The organism is Novosphingobium soli (assembly GCF_042432915.1).
Classification (GTDB): domain Bacteria; phylum Pseudomonadota; class Alphaproteobacteria; order Sphingomonadales; family Sphingomonadaceae; genus Novosphingobium; species Novosphingobium soli.
Map to the genome: position 1 here is coordinate 51,433 of NZ_JBHLWK010000025.1, position 23,057 is coordinate 74,489.

26 protein-coding genes are annotated in these 23,057 nt (G+C 70.0%); 17 read left to right on the forward strand and 9 right to left on the reverse strand.

The window, feature by feature from the left end; translation table 11 throughout:
- Positions 1-188: 188 nt before the first annotated feature.
- On the reverse strand, positions 189-2,555 hold the full coding sequence (clpA, locus tag ACFFJC_RS18535; RefSeq protein ID WP_379488876.1) for an ATP-dependent Clp protease ATP-binding subunit ClpA: 2,367 nt from the start codon (positions 2,553-2,555) through the stop codon (positions 189-191).
- Between the two features lie 146 nt (positions 2,556-2,701).
- Complete coding sequence (locus ACFFJC_RS18540) at positions 2,702-2,920, reverse strand: DUF1192 domain-containing protein (protein ID WP_379488877.1); 219 nt, start codon at positions 2,918-2,920, stop codon at positions 2,702-2,704.
- A gap of 89 nt (positions 2,921-3,009) precedes the next feature.
- On the opposite strand from ACFFJC_RS18540, the gene ACFFJC_RS18545 reads away from it, so the two are divergent.
- Complete coding sequence (locus ACFFJC_RS18545) at positions 3,010-4,011, forward strand: NAD(P)H-quinone oxidoreductase (protein WP_379488878.1); 1,002 nt, start codon at positions 3,010-3,012, stop codon at positions 4,009-4,011.
- Between the two features lie 151 nt (positions 4,012-4,162).
- The gene (locus ACFFJC_RS18550) at positions 4,163-4,867 is read left to right on the forward strand and encodes a DUF1013 domain-containing protein (RefSeq protein ID WP_379488879.1); all 705 of its coding nucleotides are present in this window, start codon (positions 4,163-4,165) and stop codon (positions 4,865-4,867) included.
- 83 nt (positions 4,868-4,950) lie between these two features.
- Here ACFFJC_RS18550 and ACFFJC_RS18555 read toward each other — a convergent pair whose 3' ends face one another.
- Both ACFFJC_RS18555 and ACFFJC_RS18560 read right to left on the reverse strand, forming a co-directional pair.
- Positions 4,951-5,373 (reverse strand): bactofilin family protein, encoded by a 423-nt coding sequence (locus ACFFJC_RS18555; RefSeq protein ID WP_379488880.1) that lies wholly within the window; start codon positions 5,371-5,373, stop codon positions 4,951-4,953.
- 1 nt (position 5,374) lies between these two features.
- On the reverse strand, positions 5,375-6,394 hold the full coding sequence (locus tag ACFFJC_RS18560) for a M23 family metallopeptidase (protein ID WP_379488881.1): 1,020 nt from the start codon (positions 6,392-6,394) through the stop codon (positions 5,375-5,377).
- 339 nt (positions 6,395-6,733) lie between these two features.
- Here ACFFJC_RS18560 and ACFFJC_RS18565 point away from each other — a divergent pair, with 339 nt between their 5' ends.
- The 11 genes from ACFFJC_RS18565 (at position 6,734) to ACFFJC_RS18615 (ending at position 15,804) form a co-directional block, all read left to right on the forward strand.
- Entirely contained in the window at positions 6,734-8,023 is a 1,290-nt protein-coding gene (locus ACFFJC_RS18565) for a glutamate-5-semialdehyde dehydrogenase (protein ID WP_379488882.1), read from the forward strand.
- Positions 7,987-8,691, forward strand: a complete 705-nt coding sequence (locus ACFFJC_RS18570; protein WP_379488883.1) for a nicotinate-nucleotide adenylyltransferase — start codon at positions 7,987-7,989, stop codon at positions 8,689-8,691. The genes ACFFJC_RS18565 and ACFFJC_RS18570 overlap by 37 nt, the downstream gene beginning before the upstream one ends.
- Positions 8,692-8,805: 114 nt before the next feature.
- Positions 8,806-9,204 (forward strand): ribosome silencing factor, encoded by a 399-nt coding sequence (gene rsfS / locus ACFFJC_RS18575; protein WP_379488884.1) that lies wholly within the window; start codon positions 8,806-8,808, stop codon positions 9,202-9,204.
- A 117-nt stretch (positions 9,205-9,321) separates the two neighbouring features.
- Complete coding sequence (locus ACFFJC_RS18580; RefSeq protein ID WP_379488885.1) at positions 9,322-9,747, forward strand: 23S rRNA (pseudouridine(1915)-N(3))-methyltransferase RlmH; 426 nt, start codon at positions 9,322-9,324, stop codon at positions 9,745-9,747.
- Positions 9,747-10,136, forward strand: coding sequence for a ribonuclease HI (locus ACFFJC_RS18585; RefSeq protein WP_379488886.1), 390 nt, complete (start codon positions 9,747-9,749; stop codon positions 10,134-10,136). The genes ACFFJC_RS18580 and ACFFJC_RS18585 overlap by 1 nt, the downstream gene beginning before the upstream one ends.
- Before the next feature lie 160 nt (positions 10,137-10,296).
- Positions 10,297-11,532 carry a murein hydrolase activator EnvC family protein gene (locus tag ACFFJC_RS18590; RefSeq protein ID WP_379488887.1) on the forward strand — a complete coding sequence of 412 codons (1,236 nt, stop codon included), beginning with the start codon at positions 10,297-10,299 and terminating at the stop codon, positions 11,530-11,532.
- Between the two features lie 162 nt (positions 11,533-11,694).
- Positions 11,695-13,050 carry a S41 family peptidase gene (locus ACFFJC_RS18595; protein ID WP_379488888.1) on the forward strand — a complete coding sequence of 452 codons (1,356 nt, stop codon included), beginning with the start codon at positions 11,695-11,697 and terminating at the stop codon, positions 13,048-13,050.
- A gap of 23 nt (positions 13,051-13,073) precedes the next feature.
- Positions 13,074-13,556, forward strand: coding sequence for a disulfide bond formation protein B (locus tag ACFFJC_RS18600; protein WP_379488889.1), 483 nt, complete (start codon positions 13,074-13,076; stop codon positions 13,554-13,556).
- A gap of 2 nt (positions 13,557-13,558) precedes the next feature.
- Positions 13,559-14,080: a demethoxyubiquinone hydroxylase family protein gene (locus tag ACFFJC_RS18605; protein WP_379488890.1), complete on the forward strand. Its 522-nt coding sequence runs from the start codon at positions 13,559-13,561 to the stop codon at positions 14,078-14,080.
- Positions 14,081-14,190: 110 nt separating this feature from the next.
- On the forward strand, positions 14,191-14,769 hold the full coding sequence (locus ACFFJC_RS18610; protein ID WP_379488891.1) for a hypothetical protein: 579 nt from the start codon (positions 14,191-14,193) through the stop codon (positions 14,767-14,769).
- A gap of 156 nt (positions 14,770-14,925) precedes the next feature.
- Positions 14,926-15,804: a sulfite exporter TauE/SafE family protein gene (locus tag ACFFJC_RS18615; RefSeq protein ID WP_379488892.1), complete on the forward strand. Its 879-nt coding sequence runs from the start codon at positions 14,926-14,928 to the stop codon at positions 15,802-15,804.
- Between the two features lie 42 nt (positions 15,805-15,846).
- Here the strand turns inward: ACFFJC_RS18615 and fabI are convergent, their stop codons facing one another.
- Genes fabI through ACFFJC_RS18630 form a run of 3 tightly spaced genes read right to left on the reverse strand, consistent with a single transcriptional unit; the run spans position 15,847 to position 18,609 of the window.
- Positions 15,847-16,650 carry an enoyl-ACP reductase FabI gene (gene fabI, locus ACFFJC_RS18620; RefSeq protein WP_379488893.1) on the reverse strand — a complete coding sequence of 268 codons (804 nt, stop codon included), beginning with the start codon at positions 16,648-16,650 and terminating at the stop codon, positions 15,847-15,849.
- On the reverse strand, positions 16,647-17,663 hold the full coding sequence (locus ACFFJC_RS18625) for a YihY/virulence factor BrkB family protein (RefSeq protein WP_379488894.1): 1,017 nt from the start codon (positions 17,661-17,663) through the stop codon (positions 16,647-16,649). The genes fabI and ACFFJC_RS18625 overlap by 4 nt, the downstream gene beginning before the upstream one ends.
- Entirely contained in the window at positions 17,653-18,609 is a 957-nt protein-coding gene (locus tag ACFFJC_RS18630; protein WP_379488895.1) for a DnaJ C-terminal domain-containing protein, read from the reverse strand. The genes ACFFJC_RS18625 and ACFFJC_RS18630 overlap by 11 nt, the downstream gene beginning before the upstream one ends.
- Before the next feature lie 190 nt (positions 18,610-18,799).
- Here ACFFJC_RS18630 and pdxH point away from each other — a divergent pair, with 190 nt between their 5' ends.
- Positions 18,800-19,441 (forward strand): pyridoxamine 5'-phosphate oxidase, encoded by a 642-nt coding sequence (gene pdxH, locus ACFFJC_RS18635; RefSeq protein WP_379488896.1) that lies wholly within the window; start codon positions 18,800-18,802, stop codon positions 19,439-19,441.
- Complete coding sequence (locus ACFFJC_RS18640) at positions 19,438-20,364, forward strand: cation diffusion facilitator family transporter (RefSeq protein ID WP_379488897.1); 927 nt, start codon at positions 19,438-19,440, stop codon at positions 20,362-20,364. The genes pdxH and ACFFJC_RS18640 overlap by 4 nt, the downstream gene beginning before the upstream one ends.
- Positions 20,365-20,411: 47 nt before the next feature.
- Here the strand turns inward: ACFFJC_RS18640 and ACFFJC_RS18645 are convergent, their stop codons facing one another.
- On the reverse strand, positions 20,412-20,876 hold the full coding sequence (locus ACFFJC_RS18645) for a hypothetical protein (protein ID WP_379488898.1): 465 nt from the start codon (positions 20,874-20,876) through the stop codon (positions 20,412-20,414).
- A gap of 139 nt (positions 20,877-21,015) precedes the next feature.
- Here ACFFJC_RS18645 and ACFFJC_RS18650 point away from each other — a divergent pair, with 139 nt between their 5' ends.
- Both ACFFJC_RS18650 and ACFFJC_RS18655 read left to right on the forward strand, forming a co-directional pair.
- Positions 21,016-22,011, forward strand: a complete 996-nt coding sequence (locus ACFFJC_RS18650; RefSeq protein WP_379488899.1) for an adenosine kinase — start codon at positions 21,016-21,018, stop codon at positions 22,009-22,011.
- A gap of 13 nt (positions 22,012-22,024) precedes the next feature.
- A complete protein-coding gene (locus ACFFJC_RS18655; RefSeq protein WP_379488900.1) occupies positions 22,025-22,531 on the forward strand; it encodes a 3'-5' exonuclease in 507 nt (168 codons plus the stop codon).
- Positions 22,532-22,537: 6 nt separating this feature from the next.
- Here ACFFJC_RS18655 and ACFFJC_RS18660 read toward each other — a convergent pair whose 3' ends face one another.
- On the reverse strand, positions 22,538-23,056 hold the full coding sequence (locus ACFFJC_RS18660; RefSeq protein WP_379488901.1) for a hypothetical protein: 519 nt from the start codon (positions 23,054-23,056) through the stop codon (positions 22,538-22,540).
- Between the last annotated feature and the right edge of the window lies 1 nt (position 23,057).

Below are 23,057 nucleotides of genomic sequence, written 5' to 3' on the forward strand. Positions count from 1 at the left end.
CCGGCAAGCGGGGGGTGCGTGGTGCGGGCCCCTTCGACAGGCTCAGGGTGAGCGGGACGGGATGCACACTCCCAGTCCCGCCCCACCTATCTCCACCGGGAGCACGCCCCGGCTTTCCAGCTCGCGCAGCTCTCAACCCCGCTCAGGCTGAGCTTGTCGAAGCCCCCGCAACCGAGGCGCAACTCGGATCAGTCGTCCGAGCTCGTCTCCGGCTGGGTGCCGGGCTTCTTCGCCCGCTTCACTGGTGCCTTCTTCGCCTTCGACACCTTGGGCGCGGAGGGCGTGAGCTCGAAGTTCAGCGCGTTGTCCTTGACCGAGACGTGCACCTCGCCGCCGTGGGCGAGCTTGCCGAACAGCAGTTCCTCGGCCAGCGGCTGCTTGACCTTCTCCTGGATCACGCGGCCCATCGGGCGCGCGCCATAGAGCTTGTCGTAGCCACGGTCGCCCAGCCACGCGCGGGCATCCGAGTCGAACTGGATGTGGACGTTCTGGTCCGCCAGCTGCAGCTCGAGCTGGAGGATGAACTTGTCCACCACCCGGCTGATCGTGTCCTTGCCGAGGTAGGCGAAGGGCACGATGGCATCGAGGCGGTTGCGGAATTCGGGGGTGAACATCTGCTTCACCGCCTCGTCGCCGGCGTCCGCCTTCGAGGTGTCGCCGAACCCGATGCCCTGCTTGGCCATGTCCGATGCGCCCGCGTTGGTGGTCATGATAAGGACCACGTTGCGGAAGTCCACGGTCTTGCCGTGGTGGTCGGTCAGCCGGCCGTTGTCCATCACCTGCAGCAGGATGTTGAACAGGTCCGGGTGCGCCTTCTCGATCTCGTCGAGCAGGAGCACGCAGTGCGGGTTCTGGTCGATCGCGTCGGTCAGCAGGCCGCCCTGGTCGAAGCCGACGTAGCCCGGAGGCGCGCCGATTAGGCGGCTGACCGAGTGGCGCTCCATGTATTCCGACATGTCGAAGCGCTTGAGCTCGATGCCCATGATGCTGGCGAGCTGGCGCGCGACTTCGGTCTTGCCGACGCCGGTGGGGCCGCTGAACAGGAACGAGCCGATCGGCTTGTCCGGATCGCGCAGGCCGGCGCGGCTGAGCTTCATCGCCGTGGAGAGCACGCCGATCGCCTTGTCCTGGCCGAACACCACCCGCTTCAGGTCACGCTCGAGGTTCTCCAGCGCCTTCTTGTCGTCGGAGCTGACCGACTTGGGCGGGATGCGCGCCATCGTCGCGATCACGGCCTCGATCTCCTTGGCGGTGATCGTCTTCTTGCGGCGGCTGGGGGGCACCAGCATCTGCATCGCGCCGACCTCGTCGATCACGTCGATCGCCTTGTCCGGCAGCTTGCGGTCGTTGATGTAGCGCGCCGAAAGCTCGACCGCGGTCTTGATCGCATCGGGCGTGTACTTGACGCGGTGATGCTCCTCGAAGGCGGTGCGCAGGCCCTTGAGGATCTTGATCGTATCCTCGACCGAGGGCTCGTTCACGTCGATCTTCTGGAACCGGCGCAGCAGTGCGCGGTCCTTCTCGAAGTGGTTGCGGAACTCCTTGTAGGTGGTCGACCCGATGCAGCGGATCGTGCCGCCCGACAGCGCCGGTTTGAGCAGGTTGGACGCGTCCATCGCGCCGCCGCTGGTGGCGCCCGCGCCGATGACGGTGTGGATCTCGTCGATGAACAGGACCGCGTGCGGCATCTTCTCCAGTTCGGAGACGACCTGCTTGAGACGCTCCTCGAAGTCGCCGCGATAGCGCGTGCCCGCCAGCAGCGAGCCCATGTCGAGCGAGTAGATCACCGCCTCGGCCAGCACCTCGGGCACCTCGCCCTCGACGATCTTGCGCGCCAGGCCCTCGGCGATGGCGGTCTTGCCGACGCCCGGATCGCCCACGTAGAGCGGGTTGTTCTTGGAACGGCGGCACAGGATCTGGATCGTGCGGTCCACTTCGGGGCCGCGGCCGATCAGCGGATCGACCTTGCCGCCCAGCGCCTTCTCGTTGAGGTTGACGCAGAACTGGTCGAGCGCCGAATCCTTCTTGTTGCCGGCGGACTTGGCCTCGGCCTTGTCCTCGGGCGTGGGCGGGCTTTCCTCCGCGCCCTTGGGATTGCGATCCTCGATCCGCTTGCCACCCTTGCCGATGCCGTGGCTGATGTAGCTGACCGCGTCGAGACGGCTCATGTCCTGCTGCTGCAGGAAGTAGACGGCATAGCTGTCCCGCTCGGAGAACAGGGCGACGAGCACGTTGGCGCCGGTCACGGTATCCTTGCCGGAGGACTGGACGTGCAGGATCGCGCGCTGGATCACGCGCTGGAAACCGGCGGTTGGAGCGGGATCGCCCTTTTCCTCGGTCTTGAGCGACTGGTATTCCTGGTCGAGGTACTGGCGCACCACATCGCCCAGGTCGCCAAGCTCCACGCCGCATGCCTGCATGACCTGGGCTGCGTCGCTGTCGTCGATCAGCGCGAGCAGGAGGTGCTCGAGCGTCGCGTACTCGTGGCTCCGCTCAGACGCGTGAGACAGAGCCGAGTGCAGGGTCTTTTCAAGGCTTTGCGCGAAACTTGGCATTTAGGAGACTTTCATTGGAAGGGACGACTCTCCTTGCGGGGGAGTTTGGCGGGTCATGGTGTCTGCATCGATATAGTAACGATCGGCAGCGTTGCGAGGTTGCCCGGGAGCCCGCCCGTGCGGGTGGCGAGGCGAACCTGCTGCGGTCATGATGATCGGGGCCTGAACAGCGCTTCGGCGGCGGAACGGTGCGCGAAGGACCGGTCCCGATGGGCGGCCACGCGGTCGATCTCGGCCCTCAGGAGCGCGATTCGCGCGTCGAGCTCGTCCAGCGAGTAGCGCTCCAGGCTTTCGCTGGCGAGGAGGCTGGCGGCGCCGAAGTCACCCTCGGACGACCGCCGCCGCGGTCGTTCGTCATCGTCCATTGCGTTGCAGCATCGGACTGTATGCGGCACCTGTCAATGGGCCGAAAAGGTGTTCCCCAAGCCGGCGACAGTGTGGCAACACGCGCAGGATGTCAGCCGAACTTCCCGATACCATGACCGCCATCGGATACGACGCTCCGGGCGGGCCCGAGGTCCTTCGCACCCAGACCGTCCCGGTCCCGCGCCCCCGTCCCGGCGAGGTCCTGGTCAAGGTCGCCTTCGCCGGCGTGAACCGCCCGGACGTGGTGCAGCGGCAGGGCCACTACCCGCCGCCGCCGGGCGCCTCGCCGATCCCCGGGCTCGAGATCGCGGGCATCGTGGTGGCGCGGGGCGAGGGGGTGGCGGCGCCGGAGATCGGCCAGCCGGTCTGCGCGCTGGTGTCGGGCGGGGGCTATGCCGAGTACTGCCTTGCCCGCGCCGACCACTGCCTGCCGGTCCCGGCCGGCCTGCCGCTGGACCAGGCGGCGGCGCTCCCCGAGACGCTGTTCACCGTCTGGCACAACGTCTTCGAACGCGGCCACGCGCGCGAGGGCGAGACGATCCTGGCCCATGGGGGGACCAGCGGCATCGGCACCATGGCGATCATGCTCGCCCGCCACTTCGGGCTGACGGTGATCGTCACCTGCGGCTCCGCGGCGAAGTGCGAGGCGGCGCTGGCGATCGGCGCGCACCATGCGATCGACTACCGGACCAGCGACTTCGTCGAGGAAGTCGCCCGCTTGACCGGCGGAAGGGGGGTCGATCTGGTGCTGGACATGGTCGCAGGGGGCTATGTTCCCCGCAACCTCAAGTGCCTTGCCCCGGACGGGCGGCACGTCACCATCGCGATTCAGGGCGGCGCGAAGGCGGAGATCAACATGGCGGTGGTGATGACGCGGCGCTATGTGCTCACTGGCTCGACGCTAAGGCCCCGTTCCGACGTGTTCAAGGCGCTCCTGGCGCAGGAGATCCGCGACAACGCCTGGCCGCTGGTCGGCGAGGGGCAGCTGCGCCCGGTCATGGACCGGCGGTTCCCGCTGGCCGAAGCGGCCGCCGCGCACGCCCGCATGGAAGCCGGCGACCATATCGGCAAGATCGTCCTAGAGGCGTGAGGACGGCCGCCCCCGCCGCGGGGGTTCCACGTGGAACCATCGCGAAAAATGCGCCCTTTTGCTTGCCGAATCCGCAAAGATTGCCTAGATCGGCCCGGTACGGCCGCTCCGCGAAGGGGCGGCCCTTATTGTTTCCGCCGGAGATAGAGACATGAGCCAGCCCACTCCGCTGATGCCGCACGCGACCGCCTCGTGGCTGGTCGACACCACGTCGCTCACCTTCGAGCAGATCGCCGAGTTCTGCGGCCTGCACCTGCTGGAGGTCCAGGCCATGGCGGACGACCTGGCGTCCAGCAAGTACACCGGCCGCGATCCGGTGCGCTCGGGCGAGCTGACGATGGAGGAGATCGAGAAGGGCCAGGCGAACCCGGACTACAAGCTGCGGATGCACAAGGTGCCGGTGACCGCCAGCCGCACCAAGGGGCCGCGCTATACGCCGGTCTCCAAGCGCCAGGACAAGCCGGACGGCATCGCCTGGATCCTGCGCAACCACCCCGAGGTGTCCGACGCGCAGATCGGCAAGCTGATCGGCACCACGCGCAACACGATCGCCGCGATCCGCGACCGCTCGCACTGGAACATCAACAACATCACCCCCAAGGATCCGGTGACCCTGGGCCTGTGCTCGCAGCGCGAACTCGACGCGCTCGTCGCCAAGGCGGCGAAGAAGGCCGGGATCGAGGACTCCGGGCAGGGCGACGAGCGCCTGGTCGACGACCGCGAGGCTCTCATCGAGGAACTGCGCGCCGAGCGCGAAGCCGCCGCCCGGGCCGCCAGCGAGGCTGCGCAGGAGGCCGAAGTCGCCGCCTGGCTCGAAGCCAAGCGCGCTGCCGAGGCCGAGGAACGCGGCGAGTAAGCCCAAGCCTTCAAGCCAACGAAAAAGGGGGACATGGCTGGCGCCGTGTCCCCCTTTTTCGTTGGCCGCCCCGAGGCCCCGCGTCACTCGGCTGCGGGAAGCACCAGTTCCGGAGCGCTCGCCGGCAGCTGCGCGATCACCGGCGGGATCTGCCCGCCGTTGGGGGTCAGCCTGCCTTCCAGCCGCGCACCCTGCTCGATCGTCAGCGCGTCGTAGGCGACGTCGCCCTCGATCCGGGCGGTCTTGAGGATCACCACCTCGCGCGCCGCCACCGAGCCGCGCACCAGACCGGCGATGCGCACCGATTCGGCCCGGACCGCGCCGCTGATCTCGCTGGCCTCGCCCTGGACCAGGGCGTTGCAGGCGATGTCGCCATCGATGCTGCCGTCGATGTGCAGGTCGGCACTGGCCTGGACGTTACCGGTGATGGTGGTGTCGGCACCGAGCATCGAGAAGCTCGTGGCGCCGGTGGGGGCGCTACGAGCGCTTATGAACGCCTTTGCCATCTCAGTGGTTCTCCTTGTGGGCGTTGCGGGCTGCGTCGAGGAAGGGGCGCGGATTGACCGGGCGGTCGTTCACCCGCACTTCGAAATGGAGATGGGGGCCGGTCGAGCGACCGGTGCTGCCCATCGCGGCGATCAGCGCTCCGGCCTCGACCTCCTGGCCGACGCGGGCGCGGAACCCGGAAAGGTGGCCGTAGCGGGTCATCAGGCCGTTGCCGTGAGTCACTTCCACGCAGTTGCCGTAACCCTGCTTCTGGCCGACGAAGGTGACCCGGCCCTTCGCGGCGGCATAGATCGGCGAGCCCATCGGCCCGGGGAAATCCAGCCCGGCATGGAATGCGGCACCACCCGTGAACGGATCGGCCCGGTAGCCGTAGCTCGACGAGACATAGGCGACGTGGGCCGGGCTGACCTGCGGGATGGAAGCCAGGCCGTTCTCCAGCGCCCCCATCCGCGCCAGGCTGCGGCCCATCTGCGCGAAGCGCGGATCGACGCTGCCGTCGCTCGATGTCGCGAGCTTGAGCAGCGGACCACCCTCGGCCGTGCGGGCCGAGCGGACCATCGCGGCCGGGTTGAGCCCCAGGCGGCGAATCGACGCGATCGCGGCCTCCGAGCGCGCATCGGCGTAGCGCGTCAGCCGCGCCACCAGCGCGAGCTGGTCGGCCTCGACCTGGGCCAGGAGGTCGGGAGAGGGCGCGCCCATCGAGATCCTGTCGGCCGGCCGAGCACGCGCCGGCTCGGCCGCCATACCCGCATCTTCGGGCAGCTCACCGAGGTGCGCATCGACGACCTGCCGGATGAACTGCTGCCGGCGGACCAGGTCGGCCGTCAGCGTCTCCATTCGGTGCCGGTCACGCGCCACCTTGCCTTCGGCCTCGGCCACGCGGGATTCGCGCTCGACCAGCGCGGCACGCGCGGTGTCGGTCGAAGCCTGGTTGAACGCCAGCGCACCCAAGGAGGCGCACCAGCTGCCCAGCGTTGCCACCGCGATACCGGCGGCGATCACCTGGACGCGCGAAGACACGCGGATAAAACGGACCTGCCCCTGCGATCGCATGATGAACTCGCGATCCGGAAACGCAGTCCTGAGGCGCTGCAAGAGCGCCCCGGCTGATGTGAAACGCAAAACGACCCCGCTTGCAATCAATTGTCCCAGTCCCGGAGCGGCCGCTAGCAGGCACGCTTCGCCATGGCGAATCGGCTTGCCGCGCGGCCTTGCGGAATCGGGTCCAGCGGAGCGGGTCACGCGGCGAATTGAGTAAAAGTCCGGAACCCGCAGCGATCAGGCCTGCGAATCGCGGGTCGCGGGGCTGATGCCGGGTCGATCGGTGACAATCCGGGGCGGGGATGCTAGGCCTTCGGCATGACCGTGCAGACCCCTGTTCGCCCCGATCCCGACAGCCTCGCGCCCGAGGCGCTGGTCGAGCACCTGGCGCGCGACGGCCGCGCTGCGCAGCGGGTGCTCGCCCGGCTGGCCGACGAGGAAAAGGCCGCGGCCCTGAAGGCGGCGGCCGAGGCGTTGCGAGCCGCGGAAGCGGAGATCCTCGCCGCCAACGCGCAGGACATGGCCGCGGGCGAGGAGAAGGGACTGTCGGCGGCGCTGCTCGACCGGCTGCGGCTCGATGCGGGCCGGCTTGCCAGCATAGCCGCGGCTGTGGACCAGGTGGCAACGCTGCCCGATCCGGTCGGCGAGGTGATCTCGCGCGCCGAGCGTCCCAACGGCCTGCGCCTTTCGCGGGTGCGCATCCCGATCGGGCTGATCGGCATCATCTACGAGAGCCGCCCCAATGTGACCGCCGACGCGGCCGCGCTGTGCCTGCGCTCGGGCAATGCGGTGCTGCTGCGCGGTGGCAGCGAGGCGCTCCATTCCAACCGGGCCATACGCGCTGCGTTCGCACGCGGGCTCGAAAGCGTGGGCGTGCCGGCCGCGGCGATCCAGCTGGTGCCGACGCAGGACCGGGCGGTCGTGGGCGCGATGCTTTCGGCTGCGGGCCTGATCGACATGATCGTGCCGCGCGGCGGCAAGAGCCTCGTCGCGCGCGTCCAGGCCGACGCCCGGGTGCCGGTGCTCGCCCATCTGGACGGCATCTGCCACACCTACGTCCATGCCGCCGCCGACGGGGACATGGCGCGTCGGCTCACGCTCAATGCCAAGATGCGCCGCACCGGGATCTGCGGGGCGATGGAGACGCTGCTGCTCGACACCCAATTCCCGGAGAGCGCCTCCGTCGTCGCCGGCCTGCTCGACGCCGGATGCGAGCTGCGGGGCGATGCCAGGGCGCGCGCGCTGGATCCGAGGATCCTCGCCGCATCGGCCGAGGACTGGGACACCGAGTACCTCGATTCGGTCCTGTCGGTCGCGGTGGTGGACGGGCTGGACGCGGCGCTGGAGCATATCGCCGCGCACTCCTCCCACCATACCGACGCCATCGTCACCGAAGATGCGGCAGCGGCCGAGCGTTTCCTGGCGGAAGTCGACAGCGCCATCGTGATGGTCAATGCCTCCAGCCAGTTCGCCGACGGCGGCGAGTTCGGGCTGGGCGCCGAGATCGGCATCGCCACCGGCCGGCTCCACGCGCGCGGTCCCGTCGCGCTGGAAGGCCTGACCACCTACAAGTGGCTGGTGCGCGGCAGCGGGCAGGCGCGCCCCTGAGGCAGACCGGACGCACAAGGCGCGGCGGTCCGGTCACGGGCCTGCTGGGCGGCAGCTTCAACCCGGCGCATGGCGGCCATCGGCGAATCACCCTCTTCGCGATTCGCGCGCTGGCACTCGACGAGGTCTGGTGGCTCGTCTCCCCGGGCAATCCGCTCAAGCCGGCCGCCGGCATGGCGCCGCTGTCGGCGCGGGTCGCTTCGGCGCGCAGGCACGGGCGCCGCGCGCCCATCCGGGTCACCGCGATCGAGCGCGAACTGGGCACCCGCTACACCGTGGACACGCTTCGGGCGCTGTTGCGGCGCTATCCGCGCCGCCGCTTCATCTGGCTCATGGGGGCGGACAATCTGGCCCAGTTGCACCGCTGGAAAGACTGGCGGAGTCTGGCTCGTCTCATGCCGATTGCGGTGATCGCCCGTCCGGGGTATGATGGCGCCGCCCTCGCGAGCCCCGCGATGGCCTGGCTGGGGAGGTTCCGGAGACCCCTGACCAGTCTTCGCGGTCCGGAAAGGTGGAGCGCACCTGCGCTTGTGACATTGCGGTTCGACCCCGATACGCGGTCGGCGACGGCGATACGCCAGGCCGATCCGGACTGGGCACGAAGGTTCCGGAACGGACTTTCGCGGGACGCCGTCACGCACCACCCGATCCCCGGAACCGCAGCGTGAGAGGCCGCCTGGCCCTTCTCCTGCGCACCCGGCTTACCAAGCATTCGATCGATCACGGCGCGGTGGTTGCCACCGCGCCCGGCCGGTCCCTGAAAGGAGCAGACCTACACTAAGATGCCACAGGCACAGATACAGCCGGCCTCGACCGGCGCCACGCCCCCGGCGATGGTCCAGAGCGACGATCCGTTGCTCGCCCTCGTCCTCAAGTCCCTGGACGACGACCAGGGACAGGACCTCGTGACGATCGACCTCGAAGGCAAATCGAGCATCGCCGACTTCATGGTGATCGCATCGGGCCGCTCGACCCGCCAGGTCGCCGCCATGGCGCAGAAACTCGGCGAACGCATGAAAGACGGCGGTTTCGGCCATCCCCGCATCGAGGGGCTGCCCGCGGCCGACTGGGTGCTGGTGGACGCCGGCAGCGTGGTGGTCCACCTGTTCCGCCCCGAAGTGCGCAGCTTCTACAACCTGGAAAGGATGTGGGGCTTCGACGGACCGTCCGGCGCCGCTTGACTGCGGCGGAGAGGGTGAACGCCCGGCCACAGCGCTGACCGGGTTTCCTGCACGAGCCATCCGCGCGGGCGACACTGCTCCGTCCCCGCGCCTCGGGCGCTACTGTCTCGACGCACCATGCTGCTGCATATCATCGCTCGCGGGAAGATCGCCCGCTCGCCCGAGGGCGAGCTGCTGGACCGCTATGCCAAGCGCCTGAGCTGGCCCTTCCGCCACAGCGAACTGCCCGATACCGGCGGCAAGGTGCCGCCCCCGATCCAGACCCCCAGCCGCGACGTCCTGCTCGACGAGCGCGGCAAGGCGATGAGCTCGGAGGAGTTCGCCGCGCTGCTCGGCCGCTGGCGCGACGAAGGCGTGCGCGAATGCCGGTTCCTCATTGGCGCGGCCGACGGCCACGGCGACGCAGCGCGGGTGGGGGCCGACCATCTCCTCTGCTTCGGGCGCATGACCTGGCCGCACCTGATGGCCCGCGCCATGCTGGCCGAGCAGCTCTGGCGCGCGACGGCGATCCTCGCGGGCCACCCCTACCACCGGTCCGGCTGATGGCAGGGCGGCGTCGGGTCAAGGTGTTCTTCGATGGCGGCTGCCGGCCCAATCCCGGCCCGATCGAGGCGGCGGTGGTGATCCGCGGCACCATTCACCTCTTCGACGATCTCGGGCATGGCGACAACGCCGATGCCGAATGGCTGGCCCTGATCCGCGCCCTCGAGCTGGCGCAGGCACAGGCGCTGCCTTCCTTCGAGCTCATCGGCGATGCCCTGGACGTCATCCGGCGGGCGAACAGGGCGCTGCAGGACGGCGCGCACACGTCCGGCCACGCCGCCAGGTTCGTCGCGCTCGCCACTGTTACGCCGCCGCTCCGGGTCCGCTGGCTCCGGCGTGAGCAGAACCTCGCCGGCATCGCCCTGGCCGCCCGGCATCCGCGGGGATGAACGCCCGCAGGGATGAACGCCCGCAGGAATCGAACGGACCCGGTCCATGCAGGCTGCGATGATGGCGGCGGCTATCCGCATCCCGGCCCCACGCCCGCCCCCGTTCCGACCGGGCATTTCTCCTCTTTGCGCGCAACCGGGCCTGCCCTAATCCGGCGGTGTGAAGCCCGCCACGCGCATCGTCCTGACTCTTGCCGCGCTCGGATCGGGCGCGCTCGCCGCGCAGGCGCTGACCCAGCCGGCCCCGCTGCCCGGCCCACAGGTGAACGTCGATGCCGCCCGGGCGCGCCGGGACCTGCTGGCCGCCCGGCGCGAGGGGGCCGCAGCCCGCCAGCGTGCCGAGATGCTGGAGGCGCGCGCGCGCGAAGTCTCCGGAGCCGCCGAGGTCACCGCGCGCGAGGCTGCCGCGGTCGCGGCACGCATCCAGGAGACCGACGCGCAGATCGCCGCCCAACGCGCGCAGATGCAGCTGATCGCGGCCCAGCGGGCCACGCTGCGCGCCGCGCTGGCCGAGAAGCAGCAGCCGCTGGCCCGCCTCACCGGCTCGCTCCAGCGCCTCTCCCGCCGACCGCCGCTGCTGGCCTTGCTGCGGCCGGGTTCGGTACGCGATGCCGTCTATCTGCGCGCGGTGCTCGACACGATGTTGCCGCAGGTCGAGCGCCGCACGGCCGACCTGCGCGCCGCGATCGCGCGCGGCCGCACGCTGGAGCAGCAGGCGGGTGCCGCGGCCGCCGGCCTCAGCGCCGCGCAGGTGCAGATGCGCCAGCGCCGGCAGCAGCTCGCCATCATCGAATCGCGCCAGCGGCTGGAGGGCCGCGCCGCCAGCGGCATCGCCGCGCGCGAGAGCGAGCGAGCGCTGGCGCTGGCCGAGCGCGCCCGCGACCTCGGTGACCTCGTGAAGGAGATGGGCCGTCTCGCGGCGCTGCGGGCCGAGCTGGCGGCGCTGCCAGGTCCAGTCATGCGGCCGCCGCAACCGCAAGACGCCCGGGTGATCGGCGCCGGGCCGTTCACGCCGTTGCCGCAGGGACTGTCGAGCTACGTGCTTCCGGTCACCGGCCGGCTCGTCACCGGCTTCGGGGAGGATGCCCCGGGACAGGCGCGCTCGAACGGCCTCGTGCTGGCGCCGCGCGCGCTGGCGCAGGCGGTGTCGCCGGCCGCGGGTCGCGTGGCCTTCGCCGGTCCTTACCGCGGGTTCGGGAGCATCGTCATCGTCGAGCACGACGGGGGCTGGACGTCGCTCGTCACCGGCCTCGCCCGGCTGGACGTCAGCGTGGGCGAGGCGGTCATCGCCGGCGCGCCGCTGGGTGCGACCGGCCCCGGCGCCCCGCGCGTCCTGGTCGAGCTGCGGCGCCAGGGCGAGCCGGTCAATCCCCTGCAGTATGTCCGATCGCTCTAGCAAGGGCGTTCCGGCACAGACGGCCTAGCCGCCCGCCAAAGCGTCCCCATATCGCCGTAACCCGCCGTTCCGCTGGCATTCACCGTCATCGGACGATAGGATGACGGTCAAGAACCCCGTCCGGCCCCGCCGCCGGATCGACGATGAAGAGGCATGCGCCCGATGAAGATCGCTCCGTTCCTGCGCGCCGCGCTGCTGGTATCCGCCGTGGCGGTGCTGCCCGCCGCAACTTCCGGCCTGGCCGCAGTCGACACGCGCACCAGCCACGAGTTCGACAAGCTCTTCACCATCTATGAGCTGGTGAAGGACAACTACGTCGACCAGGTGGACGACGACAAGCTGCTCAAGGGCGCCATTGACGGCATGCTCGCCAGCCTGGACCCGCATTCCAACTATCTCGACGGCCCCTCGCTGCAGCGGCTGGAGACGATGATCGACGGCAAGTACACCGGTCTCGGCCTCTCGGTGATCGAGGACGACGGGGCGGTGAAGATCATCTCGCCGTTCAAGGGCAGCCCGGCGGAGAAGGCGGGGCTGAAGGCGGGCGACTACATCACCCACATTGACGGCGTGCTCTACTACGAGCGCGACCTGGACGAGGCCGTGTCGAGGATGCGCGGCCCGGCGGGGACCTCGCTGCGGCTCACCGTGTTCCGTCCCGGCCGCGACGAGCCGTTCGACGTGACGGTCACGCGCGGCGTGATCGAACTCGAACCGGTGACCTGGGAGTACAAGGACAACGTGGGCGTGATCTCGGTCAACGAGTTCTCGCGCGACGTCGGCAACGACGTGAACAGCGCCATCGCCGACCTCAAGAAGCAGGCGGCGCTCAAGGGCGGCGGCAAGCTGGCCGGGCTGGTGCTCGACCTGCGCTCGAACCCGGGCGGTTCGCTGGACGAGGCGGTGGCGTTGTCCGACCTGTTCCTCGACCACGGCGACATCGTCTCGCAGCGCGGGCGCAATCCCAGCGAGAACCAGTTCTATCGGGCCGAGACGATGTTCCGCGGCGATGTCGCTAAGGGGCTGCCGGTGGTCGTGCTGGTCGACGCCGGGTCGGCCTCCGCCTCCGAGATCGTGGCGGGGGCGCTGCAGGACCAGCACCGCGCCGTGGTGATGGGCGAGCGCACCTTCGGCAAGGGCTCGGTGCAGTCGTTCCTGCCGCTCGACGCCAAGAGCGCGGTCAAGCTGACCACCGCGCGCTACTTCACGCCCTCGGGCCACTCGGTGCAGGAGGGCGGCATCGTGCCCGACATCAAGGTGCCGCAGCTTTCCGACCCGGACGCCCGGGCCCGGGCCGAGCGCGCGGTGCGCGAATCCGACCTGCGCGGCCACCTGATCAACGAGGCGTCGCTCAAGGACAAGGACCTGGAGACCGACAAGCGCGACGATCCTCGCTTCAAGATGACGGCGGCCGAGCTCGAGAAGCAGGGGATCAAGGACTTCCAGCTCCACTACGCGATCAGCACGCTGCAGCGCACGGCCGGCCGGCCGGCGCTCGCCGCGGCGGCCAAGAACTGACCCGCGGTACCGGGCAAGATCGGATGGCCGTCCCCGTCGCCGCTCCCGTGCGCGCCGCCCGCTGGCTGGCGCTGGCCGTCCCCGTTGCGCTGCTCGGAGGCGCGCTCGTCAGCGAGTACGTCTTCGGTCTGCATCCCTGCGAGATGTGCTGGTGGCAGCGCTACCCGCACATGCTCGCGATCGCGCTGGCGGCTCTCGCGTTCTTCTGGCGCCCGGTCCGCCCGCTGGTGGCGGTGGCGGCGCTGGCCGTGCTCGTCTCGGGGCTGATCGGAGGCTTCCACGCCGGCGTCGAGTATGGCTGGTGGGAAGGGGTGACGGCCTGCACCGCAAGCCCGCTGGCCACCGGCGGCGATCCGCTGGCCGCGATCATGAACGCACCGCTGATCCGCTGCGACGTGGCGCCCTGGAGCCTGTTCGGGGTTTCGCTGGCGGGGTGGAATTTCCTGTTCTCGACGGCCGGGGCGCTTGCCGTCTTCGGCCTCATTGCCCGCAGCGGAAAGGCCTGACCATGGATCCCCTCACCAAGCGCAGCGCGCGAATGCTGCGCGTCGACCAGGCCGGCGAGTACGGGGCCACGCGGATCTATGCGGGGCAGCTCGCCGTCATGGGGGCCAGGGCGCCGCATTCGACCGAGATCGCAGGCATGGCGCAGCAGGAGGCGGACCACAAGGCGCGCTTCGATGTTTTGCTCGCGCAACGGGGCGTCCGGCCGACGCTGCTGCAGCCGGTGTGGTCTGCCGCCGGCTATGCCCTGGGCGCAGCGACGGCGCTGATCGGCCCGGAGGCGGCGATGGCCTGCACCGCCGCCGTCGAGACCGAGATCGATCGCCACTACACTGAACAGCTCGACGCGCTCGGCACCGATGATCCCGAACTCGGGGCGGTGATCCGCGAGTTCCGCGACGACGAGCGCGAGCACCGCGACGCCGCGCTCGCCGCGGGTGCGGAGAAAGCGCCCGCCTATCCGCTGCTGTTCCACGCCATCCGCATGGGATGCCGGGTCGCCATCAAGCTGTCGGAACGGATCTAGGCGTCCGCGGGTTGTCCCATTGCAAGGCGAGCGTTGCCGCTTAAGCTATCGTTCAAGCCGCAGGGCACCTATAGGGGTGTGCCGCCAAGTCCACCGTGGAGCCTTCCGCAATGATCCGCCTCTCCCTCGCCGCCGCTCTCGCCCTGACGCTGGCGGCCGCCCCGGCCCATGCGCAGGACGCCTCCGACGCGAGGCCCAACGGCGGAGGGGATGAGCGGGTCAACCAGCTCATCGTCTATGGTGAGGACGTCTGTCCGGCTTCCAGCGGGGGCGAGATCACCGTCTGCGCACGCAAGCCGGAGGAGGAGCGGTACCGCATCCCCGAGCCGCTGCGCGGCATCGACCAGCCGCAGGCGGAAGCCTGGAGCAACAAGGTCCAGGCCTATGAGACCGTGGGCGCCTTCGGGACGATGAGCTGTTCGCCCGTTGGTGCGGGCGGCTCGCTCGGCTGCACCCAGCAGCTCATCGACCGCGCGTATGCGGAGCGCGAGAACGGCTCGGAAGTCCGCTTCAGCGAACTGATCGCCGCCGAGCGCGAGAAGCGCCTCTCCACCATCGACGCGCAGGCGGCCGAGGACCAGGCCCGGGTCGAAGAGGCCGAGCGCGCCTACTTTGAGCAGCAGAAGCGCCAGCAGGCCGAACGCGACGCCGCCGAAGGCACGGCCCCTCCGGCGCCCGCGCCCCGGTAAACCTGGCGGCGCTGCGGGCTCCTGCCCGCACGGCTGACAGACATCTGTGCCCGCCGAAAGCGCTTGCCTCCCTCGGGCAAACCCGCTTGAAAACGCGCCTCGTCAGAAAGGCAGGGGTCGTTTGCAGCCACCGCGCCCAGGAGGATCACAGGCGCGATGGGCATGTTGCATACGATTGACGTCTTCCACGCCGTGGCCGGCCTGCTCGTCGGCGCGCTGGTCGGGCTGACGGGCGTCGGCGGCGGATCGCTGATGACGCCGCTGCTGGTCCTGCTGTTCGGCGTCAGCGCCAAGACCGCGGTGGGGACCGACCTGCTGTTCGCCGCGATCACCAAGATCGCCGGCTCCGCGATGCATGGCTCGCGCGAGACGGTGGAGTGGGGGATCGTCAAGCGCATGGCGATCGGCAGCGTCCCCGCGGCCCTGCTGACGCTGCTGGCGCTCGCGAGCTTCGGCACGCCGGGCCCGCAGACCGAGCACCTGGTGCTGCTCTCGCTGGCGGTGCTGCTGGCCCTGACCTCGCTGGCGGTGATCGGCCGCAAGTGGCTGTTCCGGCACGCGCACGACTTCGACGCGGTGCGCTCGCCCCGGGCCGTGCTGTGGAGCACGGCGGGGCTGGGCGCATTCATCGGCGTGGCGGTCTCGATCTCCTCGGTGGGTGCCGGGGCGATCGGCGTGACGGTGCTGCTGGTGCTTTATCCCGGTCGCCCGGTGGTGCGCATCGTCGGTTCGGACATCGCCCATGCCGTGCCGCTCGCGCTGATCGCGGGTATGGGGCACTGGGTCATGGGCGACGTCGATGGGGTGCTGCTGACCAACCTGCTGATCGGCTCGATACCGGGGGTGGTTCTGGGCAGCTACCTGTCCTCCCACGCGCCGGAGCGGGTGCTGCAGCCGCTCCTGGCGGCGGTCCTGGCGATCTCGTCCTGGCAGCTGTTCCTCAAGGCCACCGCGCCCGAGAAGGTCAGGATCGAGGCGATCGCACCCGCCAAGGCCAGCGAAGGCCGAAGGGCGGCTGACGGGGCGGGCGGCTGACGGGGAGGGCGGGGGTTCTCCCCGCGCCCTTGCCCGTTCCGCTCACGCCAGCGCGATGTCCGGCGCGTCTTCCTGCTTCATGCCAACCAAGTGATAGCCGCAGTCGACGTGATGCGTTTCCCCGGTCACGCCCGAGGCGAGATCCGACAGCAGGTAGAGCCCAGCGCCGCCCACGTCTTCGATGGTGACGTTACGGCGAAGCGGCGAATTGAGCTCGTTCCAGCGCAGGATATACCGGAAATCGCCGATGCCGCTGGCAGCCAGCGTCTTGATCGGTCCCGCCGAGACCGCGTTGACGCGGATGTTCTGCGGCCCCAGGTCGTTGGCCAGATACTTCACCGAGGCTTCCAGAGCTGCCTTGGCGACGCCCATGACATTGTAGTGCGGCACGACCTTCTCGGCGCCGTAGTACGTCAGCGTCAGGATCGAGCCGCCCTGCGGCATCACCGCCACGGCCCGCTTGGTCACCGCCACCAGCGAGTAGGCGGAGATGTTCATCGTCATGAGGAAGTTGTCGAGGCTGGTGTCGACGTACTTCCCGCGCAGCTCGTTCTTGTCCGAGAAGCCGATGGCATGGACGACGAAGTCGATCGTCTCCCAGCGCTCTGCCAGCGTTGCGAAGGCGGCGTCCAGCGCCGCCATGTCCGACACGTCGCAATCGATCAGCAGATCCGAGCCGAGGCTCTCCGCCAGCGGCCTCACCCGCTTGGCGAGAGCGTCGCCCTGGTAGGAGAAGGCCAGCTCGGCCCCCTGTTCGTGCAGCTTCTTGGCGATCCCCCAGGCCAGCGACTTGTCATTGGCGAGGCCCATGATCAGGCCGCGTTTACCGTGCATCAGACCGGTCATTCGTTTCTTCCTGTAACGTCCTTGTCGTTCGGCCCTGGGACCGTGGCGGGGCTCCCGGACGGGTCCTGCCCCTCCGGCGCCTGCGCGAGCGCCGCGTTAAGCTCGGCGCCTACCACCATCCCTAGTCCGACAAGCCAGAAAAAGAAAAGCGCGATCATCACTCCGGCGAGGCTTCCGTAGGTCAGATCGTACATGAAAAAGGTCTGCAGCACCTTGGGCAGGCCGTAGGCGACGACCAGCCACCACCCGGTGACCAGCGCCGCGCCGGGCCACTTGGGGAAGCCGCGCTTCTGGTATGCGGAGGGGGTGAGCAGGTAGAACAGCGCGTACATCGAGCCGAACAGGGCGCCTGCGCTCACCGCGCCGGAGATCGTGATCTGCTCCGAAAGCGCGTCGAGCCCGGGAAACAGCACCGCGACGATCGACTCCATCGCCGAGATCAGGACCTGCGAGGACAGCGAGATCAGCAGCAGCAGCACCGAGCCGAAGATCAGCGCGCTCGACAGGAGGCGCGAGCGCCAGAAGCGGGAGCGCTTCGTGACGCCATAGGCTCGGTGGAGGATATCCCGGATCGTCTCGACCAGGCTGCCTGCGGTCCACAGGCCGAACAGGCCGCCCACCCACAGCAGCCAGCCATGCCGCGCCGCGGCGACGTCATGCGCGACCGGGCTGAGCACCTCGGCGACGCGCGGGGGCAGGGCGCGCAGCACCGCATCGATGGAGGCGCCCATCTGGTCCTGTTCGCCCAGTGCCGCGAAGATGGCGGACAGGGCGATGAAGAAGGGGAACAGGGCCAGCAGCGTCATGTAGGCCAGGTTTCCGGCGTGAATGAAGCCGTCGTCCCAGGTCCCCGCCAGCACGCGCATCACCACGCGAAAGACGCGCGTGCCGGGGCCGGCCCTCTCGCGGATGTCGCGCGTGATCTTGCTCCGCAGCAGCTCGTGGCGCGGGGCGCCGCCCGGCTCTGCCGCAGCCGGGGGGACCGCGGAGGCGGGCGGGCCGTCAGACCCCAAGCTTGCCGCGCACGTCGCGCCCGTCGCTCCAGCCCTCGAGGCGGCGGGCGAGCTCGGCGCCGGCTTCCGTGCCGGGCTCCGGAAGGGCGATCTGCAGGGTGATGAGCTGGTCGCCGCGCCTGCCGTCCTTGCGCGTCATGCCCCGGCCCTTGAGCCGCAGCACCTTGCCCGAGCTGGCGCCGGCCGGAACCGAAAGCATCACCGCGCCGGACGGGGTGGGCGCCTTGACCTTCCCGCCCGCGAGCGCCTCGTCGAGCGTGATCGGCAGGTCGAGCCTGAGGTCGTCGCCCTCGCGCCGGAAGAACGCGTGCGGCTGGATCTGGATGGTGACGATGGCATCGCCGGCGCCTCCGGGACCGGGCTCGCCCTTCCCCGACAGTCGCATCTGGGTGCCGTCCTCCAGCCCGGGGGGAAGCTTGAGGTCGATGGTCTTGCCGTCGGAGAGCGTGATGCGCTGCGGATTGAGCTCGGCCGCGTCGGTCAGCGGGACGGCGAGCCGGTAGTTGACGTTGGCCCCGCGCGGTGCGCCTCGCGCGCGGCCCCCGCCCATGCCCCCCATTCCGCCCATCCCGCCGCGCGAACCGCCGCCGAAGATGCCGCCGAACAGGTCTTCCAGGTCGATCCCTTCCTCGGTGCCGAAGCCGCCCGAGAAGCCGCGCTGACCCGCAGGCCCGCCGCCGAAGCCCCCACCGAAGCCGCCGCCGCCGAACGGCATCGTCGGATTGCCCTCCGCGTCGATCTCTCCCCGGTCGAACTGGGCGCGCTTGGCCTTGTCCGACAACAGGTCGTAGGCGCGCGTCACCTCGCTGAAGCGCTCCGCGGCCTTGGGATTGTCCTTGTTGGTGTCGGGGTGGAGTTCCTTGGCGAGCTTGCGGTAGGCGGACTTGATGTCCTTTTCGCTTGCGCCGCGCGGCACGCCCAGGGTGGTATAAGGATCTGCTGCCATAACGATTGCCTAGCTAGGCTGCGACACCGGTTTGGACAAGGGACCCCCATCGCTTGCGCGGCCCCGCGACCGAGCCTACCCCAGGGCCGGCTCCCGCTGGGTCCGGCCCCGCCCGGCCCGGCTCGAGCCAGACCCGGCGCAACCGCCCCGCCCGGCAGGCGTTGAACTCCAGTCCAGGACAGATGCAGACGTGACCACCCCGCATTCCCCCACCGATGGCGCAGCAGACGCCGAACAGGTTCGCGAAGTCATCCCGCACGGCGATCCCATTGCCCTGTTCGGGCAGTGGTACGACGAAGCGCGCGAAACCGAACCCAACGATTCCAACGCGATGGCGCTGGCGACTGCGACGCCGGACGGCTTCCCCTCGGTGCGGATGGTGCTGCTGAAGGGCTACGGGGCCGACGGCTTCGTCTTCTACACCAATGGCCACAGCCGCAAGGGGCGCGAGATCGCCGCCAATCCCCAGGTGGCGCTGCTGTTCCACTGGAAGAGCCTGCGCCGGCAGATCCGCATCGAGGGCGTCCTATCCCCCGTCAGCGAGGCGGAGGCCGACGCGTACTTCCATTCGCGTGCCCGCGACTCGCAGCTCGGCGCGGTGGCGTCGGACCAGTCGGCGCCGCTCGATTCCCGCGCCACCTTCCTGGCGCGCTACGAAGAGGCGCGCACGCGTTTCGAGGGCGGCGAGGTCGAGCGTCCGCGCCATTGGAGCGGCTGGCGGGTGCGCCCGCTCGCGATGGAGTTCTGGCACGACCGGCCCCACCGCCTCCACGAGCGCCGCCGCTTCGAGCACAGCGCCGAGGGCTGGGCGAGCACGCTGCTCTACCCATGACCACCGCCCACGGCCGCCTCAACCGCAGCGCCGCGCTCGCGAGCATCGCCGCAGCGACGCTGCTGCTCGCGATCAAGGGCTGGGCGGCGTGGTCGACCGGCTCGACCGCGATGCTGGGGAGCCTGGCCGACACCACGCTGGACCTGATTGCCAGCGTGGCGACGCTCATCGGCGTCTGGGTGGCGGCCAAGCCGGCGGACGACAAGCACCGGTTCGGCCACGGCAAGGCGGAGGCGATCGCCGCGCTGTTCCAGATCGTCCTGATCTCCATCTCGGCGCTGGGGATCGCCAGCCGCGCGCTGGAGCAGTTCCTGGCCGGCGCGCGGGTGCAGGCGGCGGGTGCGGGGATCGGCGCTTCGCTCGCCGCGATCCTGGTCACGCTGGCGCTGCTGATGTGGCAGCGCCACGTCATCGCCCGCACCGGCAGCCTCGCGGTCTCGACCGACAACGTCCACTACCAGTCGGACCTGCTGCTCAACCTGGCCGTGATCGCAGCGCTCGCGCTCGACCGCTTCGCCGGCCTTTCCGGGGCGGATCCGCTGTTCGGCCTCGGCATCGCGGCCTGGCTCGGGTGGGGTGCCTGGACCGCGTCCGAGCAGGTGCTCGACCAGCTGATGGACCACGAATGGCCGGAGGCGAAGAAGCGGCGCTTCCTGGAGGTCCTCGCTCGCCATCCCGACATCACCGGCGTCCACGACTTGCGCACCCGCACCTCGGGCGACAAGGACTTCGTTCAGTTCCACATCTGGGTGGACGGAGATATGACCATCCGCGAGGCGCATCGCGTGATGGATGATCTCGAGGCGCGGCTGGCGCGGGATTTCCCCGAGACCGAGATACTCATCCACACCGACCCTGAAGGGCACGTCGATGCCGCGGGCACGATGCCGGAAGACGTGCTGCTGCCGGTGCGGCCCACCTGAAGCGGCCCCTCGGGAACGGCGCCCGGGAAGGACCTCGGAAAGGACCTCTACCTGCGCCGCAGCGCCGCGACGCAGGCCGCGCGATCGACGTCCTGCCCGTCGGATGCCCTGCGAGCCTCGACGTAGGTGGCGTGGGGTTCGCGCGCGGAGGCGCTGGGATAGAGGAAGATATCCAGCACGCAGGCGCTGCCGGTGAACTGCAGCTTGCGCGCATCGCCCTCCCAGACGTCGAGCCGGGGCGCGCCGAACTGCTGCACCAGCTGGCCCTGACTGGCGCCGACGACACCCTCCAGCCCGGGCGCCATCTGCACTTGCGCCTCGCGTGGAGCGGTGCGGGCGGGCTGACGGACGGTCGGCACGCCCTTGATGCGCTTGCCCGGGGACGGTGCGCTTGCCACGCTGCCCCCGCCGCCCGTGCAGGCCGCCAGCGCCATGGCCAGCAGCGCCGCGGCAAACGGGGCACGCAGGTGCGGGCGGGCTGGGCGGGCGGGGGCAAAGGTCGTGATGCTCATGGTCGCCGTGGGAATTGCCCGCCGCCGCCGCCAAGTCAACGCCGCTGCGCCCCGGCGACGCTTGCCGAGCGGCAGGCCGCGCGCTACTCGCGGGGATCAACCGCTATTTCCCGACACGACTGAAGGACTTCTCCTCCACATGACGCAACCCCGGCTGGACGTCATCGCCATCGGCAACGCCATCATCGACGTCATCGCCAACTGCTCGGACGAGCGCATCGACGAGCTCGGCCTGGCCCGCGGCGGCATGATGCTGATCGACGCGGACCAGGCGCGCGCGCTCTATGCCGCAATGGGCCCGGCGCGCGAGATCTCGGGCGGCTCGGCCGCGAACACGCTGGCCGGGCTGGCGGCGCTGGGCGCCCAGTGCGGCTTCATCGGCCAGGTCGCGCAGGACCAGCTCGGCGAGGTCTTCACGCACGACATCCGCGCCGCCGGCATCGACTTCGCGGTGCCCGCGCGCGCCGGCGATCCGCCGACGGCGCGTTGCCTGATCTTCGTGACTCCCGATGGGCAGCGCACGATGAACACCTTCCTGGGTGCCTCGCACTACCTTCCGGCCGAGGCGCTCGACGACGCAGCCGTGGCCGGCGCGGCGGTGCTCTATCTCGAAGGATACCTCTGGGATCCGGAGGAACCGCGCGCGGCCATGCGCAAGGCCATCGTCGCCGCCCGCGCTGCCGGTCGCAAGATCGCCTTCACTCCGTCCGAGACCTTCGTCATCGACCGCCACCGCGCGGACTTCCTCTCGCTGATCGCGGACGGCGCCATCGACGTGCTGTTCTGCAATGAGCACGAGATGGCGGCGCTCACCGGCAAGTCCGGTTTCGAGGATGGCCTGACCATGCTGGCGCCCAGCATCCCCGTCCTGGTCGTCACCCGTGGCGCCGAGGGGGCCGTGGCGCTGGCTGGTGGCGAGCGCGCCGAAGTGGCCGCCGAGCCGATCGAGCGGGTTGTCGACACGACCGGCGCAGGCGACCTCTTCGCGGCCGGCTTCCTCTACGGCCATGTCCGCGGCCGCAGCCTGCAGGACTGCCTGCGCATGGGCGCGATCTGTGCAAGCGAGATCATCTCGCACTACGGCGCACGGCCGGACTGCGACCTGGCGGCCTTCGTGGCGGAGCGCATGAACTGAGAAAGGACCCGGCTTGAGCTGTCCCACGCTGATCGACTTCGAAGCGAGCTGCCTGCCCGAGTATGGCCAGTCCTTTCCGATCGAGGTCGCCGTAGCGCGAACCGACGGCTCAAGCCGCGTGTGGCTGATCCGGCCGGCCGAAGCCTGGCGCTACTGGGACTGGTCGGAGGAGGCGGAGCAACTCCACCGTATCAGCCGGGACATGCTCGAAACCGAAGGGGTGCCGCCGCCGCAGGTGCTGGCCGAGATGGCGGAGTTCGTGCGGGGCTGCGACGTCTATGCCGATGCCGACCTTGACCAGTACTGGCTGGAAGTGCTGTGCCAAGGAGCCGGCGCGGCCCTGCCGTTCTCGGTGCGCTACCTGGGTGAGTTCCTGAAGGACCGTGGCTTCACCCGTCCGCAGGTCGTTGCCGCCCTTGAGGAGGCCAAGCGGCGCTTGCCCCAGGAGCACCTCGCGCGCGAGGATGCGCGGCGACTGGCGCTGGTGGTGCGGCTGCTGGTGGAGAGCCAGGCGTCCTGACGCCGTTCAGCGCAAGGAGCCGGACTCGTCCGCCTGCGGCAGGCTACGGCCCTGCTGCGCGGCCTGCAACTGGCCCAGGCATTGTCCCTTGCGCTCGTCGCGGGCGGCGGCCAGCGCCTGCGCCGTCTCGCTGGGCAGGGCGCAGTCCTGGGCCGGGCGGATCGGCCGCCGCGCCAGGCAACCGCGCTCGCTGCTGAACAGGTCGTCTGCGCAGTCCTCGAACGCGGCCTGGTCGGCGTCGTGCATGGCGGTGCATGCCTGGGTCCAGCGCTGGCGGTAGGACGTCTCCGCGAAAGCCACGCAGCCCTCGTACTCGCTCTGCGCGGCCTGCTCGCGCCGGGCTCGCTCGGCAAGCGCGCGGGATTGTTCCGCCGCCTTGGCCTGCTTCTCCGCCATGGCGAGGGTCTGGCGGCGCACGTCCTGTGCAGGCAGAAAGATCCCGTAGTAATAGCCCACTCCAGCGCCGGCGAGCAGCGCTCCGACCGCGAGGCAGAGCTTCAGGATCGGGTCGACGCGCGCCAGCATG

Coding starts and splice junctions, on each gene's coding strand:
- clpA (WP_379488876.1), bottom strand. CDS start 2,555: ATGCCAAGTTTCGCGCAAAGCCTTGAAAAGACCCTGCACTCGGCTCTG.
- ACFFJC_RS18540 (WP_379488877.1), bottom strand. CDS start 2,920: ATGGACGATGACGAACGACCGCGGCGGCGGTCGTCCGAGGGTGACTTC.
- ACFFJC_RS18545 (WP_379488878.1), top strand. CDS start 3,010: ATGTCAGCCGAACTTCCCGATACCATGACCGCCATCGGATACGACGCT.
- ACFFJC_RS18550 (WP_379488879.1), top strand. CDS start 4,163: ATGAGCCAGCCCACTCCGCTGATGCCGCACGCGACCGCCTCGTGGCTG.
- ACFFJC_RS18555 (WP_379488880.1), bottom strand. CDS start 5,373: ATGGCAAAGGCGTTCATAAGCGCTCGTAGCGCCCCCACCGGCGCCACG.
- ACFFJC_RS18565 (WP_379488882.1), top strand. CDS start 6,734: ATGACCGTGCAGACCCCTGTTCGCCCCGATCCCGACAGCCTCGCGCCC.
- rsfS (WP_379488884.1), top strand. CDS start 8,806: ATGCCACAGGCACAGATACAGCCGGCCTCGACCGGCGCCACGCCCCCG.
- ACFFJC_RS18580 (WP_379488885.1), top strand. CDS start 9,322: ATGCTGCTGCATATCATCGCTCGCGGGAAGATCGCCCGCTCGCCCGAG.
- ACFFJC_RS18585 (WP_379488886.1), top strand. CDS start 9,747: ATGGCAGGGCGGCGTCGGGTCAAGGTGTTCTTCGATGGCGGCTGCCGG.
- ACFFJC_RS18595 (WP_379488888.1), top strand. CDS start 11,695: ATGAAGATCGCTCCGTTCCTGCGCGCCGCGCTGCTGGTATCCGCCGTG.
- ACFFJC_RS18600 (WP_379488889.1), top strand. CDS start 13,074: ATGGCCGTCCCCGTCGCCGCTCCCGTGCGCGCCGCCCGCTGGCTGGCG.
- ACFFJC_RS18605 (WP_379488890.1), top strand. CDS start 13,559: ATGGATCCCCTCACCAAGCGCAGCGCGCGAATGCTGCGCGTCGACCAG.
- ACFFJC_RS18610 (WP_379488891.1), top strand. CDS start 14,191: ATGATCCGCCTCTCCCTCGCCGCCGCTCTCGCCCTGACGCTGGCGGCC.
- ACFFJC_RS18615 (WP_379488892.1), top strand. CDS start 14,926: ATGGGCATGTTGCATACGATTGACGTCTTCCACGCCGTGGCCGGCCTG.
- fabI (WP_379488893.1), bottom strand. CDS start 16,650: ATGACCGGTCTGATGCACGGTAAACGCGGCCTGATCATGGGCCTCGCC.
- ACFFJC_RS18630 (WP_379488895.1), bottom strand. CDS start 18,609: ATGGCAGCAGATCCTTATACCACCCTGGGCGTGCCGCGCGGCGCAAGC.
- ACFFJC_RS18640 (WP_379488897.1), top strand. CDS start 19,438: ATGACCACCGCCCACGGCCGCCTCAACCGCAGCGCCGCGCTCGCGAGC.
- ACFFJC_RS18645 (WP_379488898.1), bottom strand. CDS start 20,876: ATGAGCATCACGACCTTTGCCCCCGCCCGCCCAGCCCGCCCGCACCTG.
- ACFFJC_RS18650 (WP_379488899.1), top strand. CDS start 21,016: ATGACGCAACCCCGGCTGGACGTCATCGCCATCGGCAACGCCATCATC.
- ACFFJC_RS18660 (WP_379488901.1), bottom strand. CDS start 23,056: ATGCTGGCGCGCGTCGACCCGATCCTGAAGCTCTGCCTCGCGGTCGGA.